General features: G+C 58.8%; 10 protein-coding genes. All 10 read right to left on the reverse strand.

Features of this window, described 5'->3' with window-relative positions; translation table 11 throughout:
- Positions 1-286 precede the first annotated feature (286 nt).
- Complete coding sequence (nuoN, locus tag HB631_RS03555) at positions 287-1,744, reverse strand: NADH-quinone oxidoreductase subunit NuoN (protein ID WP_213989792.1); 1,458 nt, start codon at positions 1,742-1,744, stop codon at positions 287-289.
- Positions 1,745-1,750: 6 nt separating this feature from the next.
- A complete protein-coding gene (nuoM, locus tag HB631_RS03560; RefSeq protein ID WP_213989793.1) occupies positions 1,751-3,286 on the reverse strand; it encodes an NADH-quinone oxidoreductase subunit M in 1,536 nt (511 codons plus the stop codon).
- Between the two features lie 144 nt (positions 3,287-3,430).
- Complete coding sequence (nuoL, locus tag HB631_RS03565; protein WP_213989794.1) at positions 3,431-5,275, reverse strand: NADH-quinone oxidoreductase subunit L; 1,845 nt, start codon at positions 5,273-5,275, stop codon at positions 3,431-3,433.
- Positions 5,272-5,574 carry an NADH-quinone oxidoreductase subunit NuoK gene (nuoK, locus tag HB631_RS03570; protein ID WP_132927240.1) on the reverse strand — a complete coding sequence of 101 codons (303 nt, stop codon included), beginning with the start codon at positions 5,572-5,574 and terminating at the stop codon, positions 5,272-5,274. The genes nuoL and nuoK overlap by 4 nt, the downstream gene beginning before the upstream one ends.
- On the reverse strand, positions 5,571-6,131 hold the full coding sequence (gene nuoJ / locus HB631_RS03575) for an NADH-quinone oxidoreductase subunit J (protein WP_213989795.1): 561 nt from the start codon (positions 6,129-6,131) through the stop codon (positions 5,571-5,573). The genes nuoK and nuoJ overlap by 4 nt, the downstream gene beginning before the upstream one ends.
- 10 nt (positions 6,132-6,141) lie before the next feature.
- The gene (gene nuoI, locus HB631_RS03580) at positions 6,142-6,684 is read right to left on the reverse strand and encodes an NADH-quinone oxidoreductase subunit NuoI (protein ID WP_213989796.1); all 543 of its coding nucleotides are present in this window, start codon (positions 6,682-6,684) and stop codon (positions 6,142-6,144) included.
- 14 nt (positions 6,685-6,698) lie between these two features.
- A complete protein-coding gene (nuoH, locus tag HB631_RS03585; RefSeq protein WP_213989797.1) occupies positions 6,699-7,676 on the reverse strand; it encodes an NADH-quinone oxidoreductase subunit NuoH in 978 nt (325 codons plus the stop codon).
- The gene (gene nuoG, locus HB631_RS03590) at positions 7,673-10,402 is read right to left on the reverse strand and encodes an NADH-quinone oxidoreductase subunit NuoG (RefSeq protein WP_213989798.1); all 2,730 of its coding nucleotides are present in this window, start codon (positions 10,400-10,402) and stop codon (positions 7,673-7,675) included. The genes nuoH and nuoG overlap by 4 nt, the downstream gene beginning before the upstream one ends.
- Positions 10,403-10,509: 107 nt before the next feature.
- Positions 10,510-11,859 carry an NADH-quinone oxidoreductase subunit NuoF gene (gene nuoF / locus HB631_RS03595; RefSeq protein ID WP_213989799.1) on the reverse strand — a complete coding sequence of 450 codons (1,350 nt, stop codon included), beginning with the start codon at positions 11,857-11,859 and terminating at the stop codon, positions 10,510-10,512.
- Complete coding sequence (gene nuoE, locus HB631_RS03600; RefSeq protein WP_255556799.1) at positions 11,856-12,389, reverse strand: NADH-quinone oxidoreductase subunit NuoE; 534 nt, start codon at positions 12,387-12,389, stop codon at positions 11,856-11,858. Before nuoE ends, nuoF begins: the two co-directional genes overlap by 4 nt.
- Position 12,390: the final 1 nt, after the last annotated feature.

A 12,390-nucleotide genomic window follows, 5' to 3' on the forward strand; every position in this document is an offset into this window, starting at 1 on the left:
GCGCCACACGGCACGCTAGGCCCGCTATCACCGAACGTGCAGCGAGCCTGTTAAAGGGAGAGCGCGCCGATGTGGTCGAAGCGGGCATGATTTTTCTGCCCGCCGGAGCGCCACACGGCACGCTAGGCCCGCTATCACCGAACGTGCAGCAAGCCTGTTAAAGGGAGACCGTGCTGATGGGGTCGAAGCGGGCGTGGTTTTTCGCCCGCCGGAGCGCCCCACAGCTCGGTAGGCCCACTATCACCGAACGTGCTAACGTAAGTCCGCGCCGAAGGCGCGGAACACATTACATAATCGGCTGCGCCAGCCGCACAATGGCAATCAGCGGCTGCGGATAAATGCCCAGCAGCAGCACCAGCAGCGAGGAGATCAACACCACGACCCCGCCGGCGGTCAACGCCCAGTTGCTCGGGGTATCCCGCCGTAATCTTTCCGGCGGGCTAAGATACAGGCTGACCATCACCCGCAGATAGTAATAAAGGCCAATGGCGCTGCCTAACACCACCGTACCGGTCAACCACCATAAATGGGCGCTCACACCGGCGGCGATGATATAGAACTTGCCGATAAAACCCAGCGTCATGGGGATACCCGCCAGGGACAACATCATCACGGTCATCACCGCCGACAAAATAGGCTTATGCCAGAACAGCCCGCGATAAGAGAACAATGAATCGGCATCCGGCCCGGTATAGGGACTGGACATCAGGCTGACCACACCGAAGGCGCCCAGGCTGCTGAACAGATAACCCGCCAGATAGACCCCGATCGCTTCCATGGAAAGCAAATGGGCGTTAACCGCAATCAGACCCACCACCATATAACCCAGGTGGGCAATGGAAGAGTAGCCCAACAGCCGCTTGATATTGCTTTGCCCCAGGGCCATCAGGTTACCGAACAGGATGGAGCAGAAAGCGATAATGCCCAGCACCACCCGCAGCGCCTCACTGTCGGTGACCGGCGCGTACAGGAACAAACGCATCAGCACCGCGAAAATCGCCACTTTGCTGGCGGTGGCGAGAAAGGTGGACACCGGCGCCGGCGCCCCCTGATACACATCCGGCGTCCAGAGGTGGAACGGCACCAGTGAGAGTTTAAAGCCGACACCCACAATCATCATGCCCAGTCCCGCCAGCAGCAGCGGCTGTTGCAACATGGCCCCGCTAAGCTGGCGAGCCAGGGTGACAAATGACAGGCTGCCGGTATCCGCATACACCAGCGCCATGCCGAACAGCAGAAAGGACGATGCGGCGGCGGACAGAAGGGTATATTTGATACTGGCTTCAAACGGGCGTTTTTGCTGGTAGGCGTAGCCAATCAGGCCGAACAGCGGCAGCGAGAGCAGCTCGATGCCCAGGAACATGGACGCCAGATGCGTGGCCCCCGCCAGCAGTATGCCGCCCGTGGCGGCGATTAATACCAGCAGATAAAACTCGTCGCGGTTACCGGGATAGCCCGCCAGCCAGGGATACGCGAAGGTGCTGGTTGCCAGGCTGGCAAACAGCACCAGCGCGGTATAAAACATCGAATAACCGTCCGCCCGAATCAGCGGCGTGACGTCCATGGGGCCAGCCTGGCCGACGAAAAAGAGTGAAAGCAATGCCACATTGAGGCCGATGACCGTCAGGGTGGCGTTGACGAAATGGTTGCGTCGCCACGCAATGGACAGCATCACAACCACCACCGTCAATCCGACGATCAACAGCGGCAACAGTGCGATCAGTTGTTGAGGAGTTATTGTCATGGCGAATTACGGCCTTGTTGTTGTAAAAGTTGAACCAGCTTCGTTTATCGAGAACCAGTGCTGTACGTTGCTCATTGCCGCCTGCGACGTCTGCAGTACCGCCTGCGGGAAAATTCCCAGCAATACCAACAGCACCGCCAGCAGCATGATGATTGACAGCTCTCGTATCGTCATACCCGGCAGGATATCAGGGGATTTGGCCGGACCGTAATAAGCGCGCTGCATCATAATCAGCGCATAAACCGACGCGAATACCAGGCCGAAGGTGGAAATCACCGTAATAACCGGCACCACCGGGAAGCTGCCGAACAGGATCAGAAATTCACCGACAAAGTTACCGGTACCCGGCATGCCCAGGGTCGCCACGGCAAAAAACAAAGACAGGGCGGGAATCAGCTTCAGCCGGCCCCACAGGCCGCCCATTTGACGCATGTCGCGGGTGTGCAGGCGTTCATAAAGCTGTCCGCAGATGATGAACATCCCGGCGGCGGAAAGGCCATGGGCAATCATCTGCACCACCGCGCCCTGATAGGCCAGTTGGCTGCCGCTGTAAATCGCTATCAGCACGAACCCCATATGGGACACGCTGGTATAGGCAATCAGGCGTTTGATATCGGTCTGGGCAAACGCCATCCAGGCACCGTAAAAAATACCTATTACCCCGAGCCACATGGCGATGGGGGCGAATTCGTGGGAGGCATGGGGAAACAGCGGCAGGCTGAAGCGCAGCATGCCGTAGGCCGCGGTTTTCAACAGTATGCCCGCCAGGTCGACGGAGCCGGCGGTAGGCGCCTGGCTGTGCGCGTCCGGCAGCCAGCCGTGCAGCGGCACCACCGGCATCTTCACCGCAAAGGCCAGGAAGAATCCCAGCATCAGCAGATATTCCACCGTGGAAGACATGGGGGTATGCAGCAGATCTTCGTAGTTGAAGGTCCAGGCCCCGGTGGCGTTGTAGTGGACGAACACCAGCCCCAGGATGGCCACCAGCATCACCAGACCGCTGGATTGGGTGTAGATGAAGAATTTGGTGGCGGCGGCGATACGGGTTTTACCATCCGATGCCCGATGTCCCCATAGGGCGATCAGGAAGTACATCGGCACCAGCATCATTTCCCAGAAGAAGAAAAACAGGAACATGTCGATAGCCAGGAACACGCCGATGACGCCGCCGAGGATCCACAGCAGGTTAAGGTGGAAGAATCCCTGGTAGCGCTGAATTTCACGCCAGGAACAGAGAATGGCCAGCACCCCCAGCAGCGCGGTCAGCACCACCATCAGCAAGGACAGCCCGTCCAGCGCCAAATGGAATGAAATGCCGAAGCGCGGTATCCACGGCAGCACATATTCAGATTGCCACTGGGGCAGCCCCTGCGCCGAAACCAGTGAATAACCTCCCTGCAACCACAACTGCAGGGAGAGCGCCAGTGTCAGCCCCATGGAGATCACGGCAATCCAGCGCGGTACCTTAGTACCGAATCGCTCGCTTTGCCAACACAGCAGACCGCCAATGAAGGGGAAAAGTATCAGCCAAGGTAGTAGCATGGCGTTATGCGTCCCTAAATTGAAAAAACCTGAAAAACTTGCTGTCGAACGGGGAAACCGTACTTCCCCCGCTCCGCGCGTGTCGTAACCACCGTTATTTTGTCAGACACCATCCGTTTGCCGAGAAGCGTTAACGGATAAACGTCAGATTAATATCAGCAGCGCCACGACAATCACGGCTCCTAAACTCATCGATGCCGCATACCAGCGTACCTGCCCGTTTTCGCTCAGGGTCAGGCCGCGACCTCCCCAGCGTGCCAACACCGCCGGGGTATTCATCAAGGCATTCAGCGGATCCCGCTGCAGCAGTCTGGCTATGCCCAGATAGGTTTGTACAAACACTTTGTCGTACAGCCAATCGAACCCCCAGGCGTTAAACCACCACAGGGTGAGCAACCGTCCCGGCGCGCTGGCGGCGATGGATTTCACCAGCAGACGCTGACCGAGATAGAGCCAGGCGGCAATCAGAATACCGGCGATGACCACCACGCCGGAGACGATTTCCAGCGCCATCTTGCCGTCCTCGCCGGCACGGATGTCCGGCAGGACCCCCGCCAGCGGCGGCGTAATCAGCGCGCCGATAAAGGTGGAGAGCACCAGCAGCACCAGCAGCGGCAGATGGTGGCTGATGCCTTTGCCGGCATGGGCCTTGATCTGCTCTTTGCCGTGAAAGACGATAAAAATCATGCGGAATGTGTAAATGGAGGTGAGGAACGCCCCCACCAGGCCCGCCAGCATCAGGTTATTATTGCCGTTCAGCAGGGCGCCCCAGAGGATTTCATCTTTACTGTAGAAACCGGCGGTGACGATGGGGAGGGCCGACAGCGCCGCGCCACCCACCAAAAAGCAGATGTAGACCAGCGGGATGGATTTACGCAGCCCACCCATCTTGAAAATATTCTGCTCGTGGTGACAGGCCAGGATAACCGAGCCCGATGAGAGGAACAGCAAGGCTTTGAAAAACGCGTGGGTCATCAGGTGGAAAATGGCCGCATCCCAGGCATGAACACCCAGGGCCAGGAACATGTAGCCTATCTGGCTCATGGTGGAATAGGCCAGAACGCGCTTTATGTCCGTTTGCACCAGGGCGGCGAATCCCGCCAGCACCAGGGTGATGGCGCCGACGATGCCCACCAGATGCAAGACCTCCGGCGCCATCAGGAACAGGCCATGGGTCCGGGCAATCAGGTAAACCCCGGCGGTCACCATGGTAGCGGCGTGGATCAACGCCGATACCGGGGTGGGACCGGCCATGGCGTCCGCCAGCCAGGTCTGTAACGGCAGCTGAGCCGATTTACCCACCGCCCCCCCGAGCAGCATCAAGGTTGCCAGGGTGATGGCGGTGGAACCCGCCGCCATATGCTGCGGCGCAAGCACCACCATTTCACGGAAATTCAGCGTGCCCAACTGGGTAAACAGGATAAACAGGGCAAAGGCCAACAGCACGTCGCCGACGCGGGTGACGATAAACGCTTTCATCGCCGCCGCGCCGTTTTTCGATTCGGTATAATAGAAACCGATGAGCAGGTAACTGCACAATCCCACCCCTTCCCAACCGAGATACATCAGCAGCAGATTATCCGCCAGCACCAGCAGCACCATGCTGGCGATAAACAGGTTGGTGTAGGCAAAAAAACGCGAGTATCCCTCTTCACCGCGCATATACCAGGCGGCGAACAGATGGATAAGGAAGCCGACCCCGGTGACCACCGACAGCATGGTAAGTGACAGGCCGTCCAGGCTCAGGGTCACGGCGATATTAAAATTATCCACCGACATCCAGGTCCAGAGCGGCTGATTGAACACCGCCGTGTCGCCGCTGCGGGTACCGAGGAAATCAATGGCGACCCAGAGGGTGGTGAGCGCCGCCAGCAGTATGGTACCGACGCCCACGAAGGCCGATGCGTTTTCCCCCCAGCGTCCCCGGGAAAACGCCAGCAGCAGGTATCCCAGCAAAGGGAACAGAATGGTTAAGTAAAGTAGGTTCATCCGTGCATCTCGCTGACTTTATCAATGTTCAGGTTTTGGCGACGACGATGCAGCTGCAGCAACAGTGCCAGGCCGATACTGGCCTCCGCCGCGCCAAGACTGATGGCCAGAATATACATCACCTGTCCGTCGGCCTGTCCCCAGTAACTGCCCGCCACCACAAACGCCAGGGCGGAGGCGTTGATCATGATTTCAAGCCCCAGCAGCATAAACAGCAGGTTGCGGCGGATAAGCATGCCCGTCAAACCGAGAACAAACAGTATGGCGGCCAGAATGAGTCCGTGGGATAACGGGATCATGCTTGTTCCTCCGATTTTCTTTTTATGGCATCGGGAAGTTTCGGCCCCTTGGCCTGGACATCCATTTCACGGTCTTCACGTCCCAAATGGAAGGCCACCACCAAACCGGCCAGCAGCAGCATGGAAGCCAGCTCCACCGCCAGGACATAAGGCCCGAACAGCGTGATACCGACGTTTTTCGCACTGATCATCTCGCCGCTGATGCCATGATCCGGGGCGCCGTGTATCCCCCGAATCAGGGTCCACAGCAGCAGCAGCGACAGGATACCCGGTCCGATCCAGGCCGAGGGCGTCAGCCAATCACGCTCTTGGCGCGCCGTGGACGCCCCGAGATTAAGCATCATCACCACGAACACGAACAGCACCATGATGGCGCCGGCATACACAATAATTTCCAGCGCGCCGGCAAAATACGCGCCAAGGGTAAAAAACACGCAGGCAATGGCCAGCAGCGACACGATCAGATACAGCAGTGCGCGGACCGGATGGGTGTGGGTAATGACCCGCAGCGTGGCCAATATGGCCACCAGACCGGCTACATAAAAAGCGACTTCCATGCTTAACTCCTTAGGGCAGCAAACCTTTGACGTCGATGGGTTTGGCTTCGTTTTCCGCTTGGCCCTTATCTTTCCCACCGATCGCCATGCCGGCCATCCGGTAAAAATTATATTCCGGATACTTACCCGGCCCCGAAATCAGCAAATTTTCTTTCTCATACACTAAATCCTGCCGCCTGTACTCGCCCATTTCAAAATCCGGCGTCAGCTGGATTGCCGTGGTGGGGCAGGCTTCTTCACACAAACCACAGAAAATGCAGCGGGAAAAGTTAATACGGAAAAATTCCGGATACCAGCGTCCATCGGCGGTCTCCGCCTTCTGCAGCGAAATACAGGCCACGGGACAGGCTACGGCACACAGGTTACAGGCAACACAGCGCTCCTCGCCGTCGGGATCCCGGGTCAATACGATGCGGCCGCGGAAACGGGGCGGCGGATTCACCGGCACGTCGGGATACATCTGGGTTTCGCGTTTATTAAACGCTTGCATGCCAATCATCCAGATACTGCGTAACTGGGTGCCGCAACCAAAGACCAGCTCTTTTAATGTCATGGTTTTTTCACCCCCTATTGAGCGTTGTACAAGATGACCGCCGCTGTTCCCAGCAGGTTCAGCAGCGTTAACGGCAGACAGAATTTCCAACCGAAAGCCATCACCTGGTCATAACGCGGACGGGGCAGCGCCGCGCGTATCAGGATGAACATCATCATAAAAAAGGCGGTCTTGATGGCGAACCAAATAAAGGAGGGTAAAAACGGCCCCTGCCAGCCACCAAAAAACAGCGTCACTATCAGGGCCGACACCGTCACGATACCGATGTATTCCCCGACAAAAAACAGACCGAATTTCATGCCGGAATATTCGATGTGATAACCGTCGGCCAGTTCCTGTTCGGCCTCCGGCTGGTCGAAGGGATGGCGGTGGCACACCGCAATCCCGGCCAGCACAAAGGTGGCGAAACCGAAGAACTGCGGGATGATATTCCACAAATGCGCCTGGGAAGCGACGATATCCCCCAGCTTGAAGGATCCGGCCCGCGCCACCACGCCCATCAGCGACAGCCCGAGGAACACTTCGTAGCTCAGGGTTTGCGCCGAGGCGCGCATGGCCCCCAGCAGGGAGTATTTATTATTGCTCGACCAGCCGGCGAACAGCACCGCGTATACCGCCAGACCACCCATCATCAGAAAGAACAGCACGCCGATGTTGAGATCCGCCACCACCCAGCTGGAACTCACCGGTACGATGGCGAAGGAGAGCAGCAGCGCGGTAAAGGCGATCACCGGCGCCAGGGTGAATATCATCCGGTCGGCGAACGGCGGGATCCAGTCCTCTTTAAAGAACATCTTCACCATGTCCGCCACCAGCTGGAGCGAACCGCCCCACCCTACCCGGTTTGGTCCGTAACGGTTCTGGAACAACCCCAGCAGACGGCGTTCGCCAAAGCTCATGAACGCACCGCAGGACACCACCACCAGCAAAATGACAATCGCTTTCAGCACGGCAATAATGGCGTCAATCACATCCGATGTTAACCAACTCATAATGCGGCCTCCCGCAGATTGTCAACGGTTTGCCCCAGCCACACCGGCGGAATGCCCGGTAAACCCAGCGGCAGACCGATCTGACCGACGGTCAAGCCCTCGCTGAATCTCACCGGCAGCCGCACCGATTGGCCGGCGCAGGTAAACTCCAACAGCGTGCCGCTGTTGACCCCCAGCCGCTCGGCGTCCCGTCGGTTGACCGCCACATAAGGCGCAGGCATCCGCTCCTGGATAACCGCCGCGCGCTGTGAGGTTTCCTCACTGCCGAACAGATGATAATACGGGGCGATACGCCACCGTCCGTCCGATAGCGGGGAAAAGGCCGCCGGGATGGCGGTGAAGTAAGCCAGGCTGCCGTCACCGGGTTCCAGCAACCGAACGCCGGGATCGCCGTTTCGCAAATGTCCGCCCACTTCATCCTGGAACTTGTTCCAGGCCTGCGGGGAGTTCCAGCCCGGCGCCCAGGCGAAAGCCACCTGTTTACTGAGGCCCTGCGGACTGCTGTTTCCTTCCATGGAGAAGGCGAACATGGTGTCCTGGTCCTGCGGCTGGCGGGGTTCGTGCACGCTGATGTTGGCGCGCATGGCGGTCCGCCCGCTGTAGCGGTGGGGTTCGCGGGCCAGTTTCTGGCCGCTGACGCGAAAGCCGGCGTTCGGCGCGGCCTGGACGATGCCTGCCAATTGCGGCAGCGCCTCGGCGCAGGCGGCGATGATATGGTCAAACTGAGTCCAGTCCACGTGGCGATTCAGGTAGGTGGAATGCAGCGAGTGCAGCCAGCGCCAGCTTTCCAGCATCACTGTCTGGCTATCATAATACGCCGGATCGAACACCTGGAAGAAACGCTGCGCCCGGCCTTCCTGGTTCACCAGCGTGCCGTCGCTTTCGGCAAAGCTGGCCGCCGGCAGGATCAGATCGGCTTTATCCATAATGGCGGTATGCTGATGGTCCACCACAATCAGGTTAATGGCTTTCGCCAATGCGGCATCGATACGCGGGGCCGAGCCATGGCGATAGAGATCGTTTTCCAGCACGATAACGCTGTCCGCCGCGCCGCTTTCCAACTGTTCCAGCGCATCGTCAAGAGAACCGCCGCCCATCATCGCCAGCCCCATGCTGTTGGCGCTCGGCGCGACAAAGGTTATACCGACATCGGCGCCGCGGCCTTTCAACGCCTGGGCAACGTTGGCGGCGGCGGCAATCACCGCTTCGCTGCCTGCTCCGCCGCCGGAAATAATCAGCGGCTTACGGGCGCCGGCCAAGGCCTGCACCACCACATCCAGTTTATCTTTCACCTCGTCGGCCAGGTCCGTCACCGCCGGCGCGCCGTCATCCAGGGCATGCGCGATGGCGAAACCAAGACGGGCCTGATCCTCCACCGGAGCGCAATAGGTCCAGGCGGAAAGATCGTCGAGCCTGGTGCTATCGACATTGGTGACAAACAAAGGATAACCGGCGCGTTGACCGATGGTTTCAATGGCGGCAATCTGCCAGTCCGAGATTTTTTGCGCCGCGGCCATTTCCCGCGACTTGCCCTTGACCGCCTGGCGAACCGCCAGGGCGATACGGGCGCCGGTCTGGGTCAGGTCTTCACCCAATATCAACACCGCATCGTAACCCTCGATTTCCCGCAGGGCCGGGGTGCGGATACCGCCGTCGCGCAATATCCGCAGCATCAGCGCCATCCGGCCCTGTTCAGCGGCGGAGACACCGGTATAAAAATTGGCGGCGCCCACCAGTTCGCGTAGAGCGAAGTTGCTCTCCACGCTGGCTCGAGGCGACCCGATGCCGATCATTTTTTTGGCCTGCCGCAGCGCGTCGGCGGCCCCTTGCATCGCCTGTTCGGCGTTCAGGGCGATCCAGTCCTCGCCGCGACGCTGCCGGGGCTGGCGGGGACGGTCCTTAAGATTGACGTAACCGTAGCCGAAACGACCGCGATCGCAGAGAAAATAGTGATTCACGCTGCCGTTAAAGCGGTTTTCAATGCGGCGCAGTTCACCGTAACGCTCCCCGGGGCTGGTGTTGCAGCCGACGCTGCATTGCTGGCAGACGCTGGGAGCGAACTGCATATCCCATTTGCGGTTGTAACGTTCGGAATGGGTTTTATCGGTAAACACCCCGGTGGGACAAACTTCCACCAGATTGCCCGAGAACTCGCTTTCCAGCGCCCCATCCTGGGTACGGCCGAAATAGACGTTGTCATGGGCGCCATAGACGCCGAGATCCGTGCCGTCGGCATAGTCTTTATAGTAACGGACGCATCGGTAGCAGGCGATGCAGCGGTTCATCTCATGGGAAATAAACGGTCCGAGATACTGGTTGCGATGGGTCCGTTTGGTAAAACGGTAGCGGCGGAAATTCTGCCCGGTCATCACCGTCATATCCTGCAAATGGCAGTTACCGCCCTCTTCGCATACCGGGCAGTCGTGGGGATGATTGATCATCAACCACTCCACCACGCTTTGGCGGAAATTTTTCGCTTCGTCATCGGCAATGGAAATAAAGGTGCCGTCCGACGCCGGCGTCATACAGGACATCACCAGCCGGCCGCGGGTGTCTTCGGCGTTTTGGTATTGCTTGACCGCGCACTGGCGGCAAGCGCCGACGCTGCCCAGCGCCGGATGCCAGCAAAAATAGGGAATATCAAGGCCCAGCGAGAGACAAGCGTGCAGCAGATTGTCCGCCCCGTTAACCTCATATTCCTTGCCGTCTACATGAATGGTAGCCATAGTCAGCATGCTTCCGTGTGGCCCGTAAAACCGCGGGCGTTAATCAAAAATGCGTCTTGTGCATAACAGCGGTCGCCCATGCCCGACGGCGGACAACCACTGCAGGGTTACCAACGCGCTTTCAGCAAATTTGGCTGTACACCGGCAATCGCACGGGTATTACCGATATGCTGCGGTGCAATTCCCGCTTCGAATTCTTCCCGGAAATATTTAATGGCGCTTTGCAACGGTTCAACCGCACCCGGAGCATGGGCGCAGAAAGTCTTGCCCGGGCCGAGGAAACGGCAAAGCTGCTCCAGGGTTTCTATGTCCCCCGGCTGTCCCCGGCCGGTTTCCAGCGCCTGCAGCAGCTTCACGCTCCAGGGCAGGCCGTCGCGGCAAGGCGTACACCAGCCGCAGGATTCACGGGCGAAAAATTCTTCCAGGTTGCGCGTCAGGGAAACCATATTGATTTCATTATCCACCGCCATGGCCAGCGCGGTTCCCAGACGACTGCCCGCTTTACCGATATGCTCGAAGTCCATCGGCAGATCCAGGTGATCCCCGGTGAGAAAATCGGTACCGGCGCCGCCGGGCTGCCAGGCTTTCAAGGTCAGGCCGTCGCGCATGCCGCCGGCATAATCCTCCAGGATTTCCCGCGCCGTGATGCCGAAGGGCAGTTCCCAGACGCCGGGATTTTTTACCCGGCCGGAAAAGCCCATCATCTTGGTGCCGGTATCGTTGCTTTTGCCCGCCGTGATGCCTTTGTACCACTCCACCCCATCGGCCACGATGGCCGGCACGTTGCACAGGGTTTCCACGTTATTGACGCAAGTGGGTTTACCCCAGGCTCCGGCGGTGGCCGGGAACGGCGGTTTGGAACGCGGATTTGCGCGGCGGCCTTCCAGCGAGCTTATCAGCGCGGTTTCCTCCCCACATATATAGCGGCCGGCGCCGGTATGCACCATCAACTCGAAGTCAAATCCGCTGCCGAGAATATTCTTGCCCAGATAACCGGCTTCGGTGGCCTCGGCGATGGCGCGGCGCAGGTGCGCCGCCGCTTCGATATATTCACCGCGCAGGAAGATATACCCGCGGTAGGCTTTCAGCGCGAAGGCGGCAATCAGCATGCCTTCCACCAGCAGATGGGGCAGTTGCTCCATCAGCAGCCGGTCTTTATAGGTGCCGGGTTCCATTTCATCCGCATTGCACAGCAAATAGCGGATATTCATGGACGGGTCTTTCGGCATCAGACTCCATTTCAGCCCGGTGGAAAAGCCGGCGCCGCCGCGCCCTTTCAGGCCGGAATCCTTCACCAGGGCGACGATATCTTCCGGGGAAATGCCTTTAAGGGCCTTTTGGGCGCCGGCATAACCATTTTTGCCGCGGTATTCGTCCAGCCAGACCGGTTGTTGATCGTCCCGCAGGCGCCAGGTCAGCGGATGCGTTTCAGCAGTAAGTATAATCTGTTTGGTCATCGATACTGCTCCAATAGCGAACCGATACCTTCCGGCGTCAGATGAACGTGCGTATCGTCGTCGATCATCATGGTCGGCCCCTTATCGCAATTTCCCAGGCAGCAGGTGGGCAGCAGAGTAAAACGCCCGTCCCCGGTGGTCTGGCCCGGTTTTATATTGAGGGACTGTTCCAACGCGGCCTGAATGCCCTGATAACCGGTGATGTGGCATACCACGCTGTCGCAATAACGGATAATATGCCGCCCCACCGGCTGGCGGAAAATCTGACTATAAAAGGTGGCGACCCCTTCCACATCGCTGCCGGGGATGCCCAACACCTCGGCGATGGCGTCAATGGCGCCGTCCGGCACCCAGCCGCGCTGCTTTTGCACGATTTTCAGCGCTTCGATGGAAACGGCGCGGGCATCTTCGTAATGCTGTTTTTCATGTTCTATGGCATCACGCTCAAGGGCGCTCAGCGCAAAAACTTCGGCTGCGGCCGGCTGGCCGGACGCAACGGTCTGTTCATGGGTGGCTTTAGATTCTGGCATA

This window comes from Sodalis sp. dw_96, assembly GCF_018449575.1.
In the GTDB taxonomy this organism is placed as follows: domain Bacteria; phylum Pseudomonadota; class Gammaproteobacteria; order Enterobacterales; family Enterobacteriaceae; genus Acerihabitans.

What these genes read in the sequence shown, in the direction of transcription:
- nuoN (WP_213989792.1), bottom strand. Translation starts at nt 1,744, where the DNA reads ATGACAATAACTCCTCAACAACTGATCGCACTGTTGCCGCTGTTGATC.
- nuoM (WP_213989793.1), bottom strand. Translation starts at nt 3,286, where the DNA reads ATGCTACTACCTTGGCTGATACTTTTCCCCTTCATTGGCGGTCTGCTG.
- nuoL (WP_213989794.1), bottom strand. Translation starts at nt 5,275, where the DNA reads ATGAACCTACTTTACTTAACCATTCTGTTCCCTTTGCTGGGATACCTG.
- nuoK (WP_132927240.1), bottom strand. Translation starts at nt 5,574, where the DNA reads ATGATCCCGTTATCCCACGGACTCATTCTGGCCGCCATACTGTTTGTT.
- nuoJ (WP_213989795.1), bottom strand. Translation starts at nt 6,131, where the DNA reads ATGGAAGTCGCTTTTTATGTAGCCGGTCTGGTGGCCATATTGGCCACG.
- nuoI (WP_213989796.1), bottom strand. Translation starts at nt 6,684, where the DNA reads ATGACATTAAAAGAGCTGGTCTTTGGTTGCGGCACCCAGTTACGCAGT.
- nuoH (WP_213989797.1), bottom strand. Translation starts at nt 7,676, where the DNA reads ATGAGTTGGTTAACATCGGATGTGATTGACGCCATTATTGCCGTGCTG.
- nuoG (WP_213989798.1), bottom strand. Translation starts at nt 10,402, where the DNA reads ATGGCTACCATTCATGTAGACGGCAAGGAATATGAGGTTAACGGGGCG.
- nuoF (WP_213989799.1), bottom strand. Translation starts at nt 11,859, where the DNA reads ATGACCAAACAGATTATACTTACTGCTGAAACGCATCCGCTGACCTGG.
- nuoE (WP_255556799.1), bottom strand. Translation starts at nt 12,389, where the DNA reads ATGCCAGAATCTAAAGCCACCCATGAACAGACCGTTGCGTCCGGCCAG.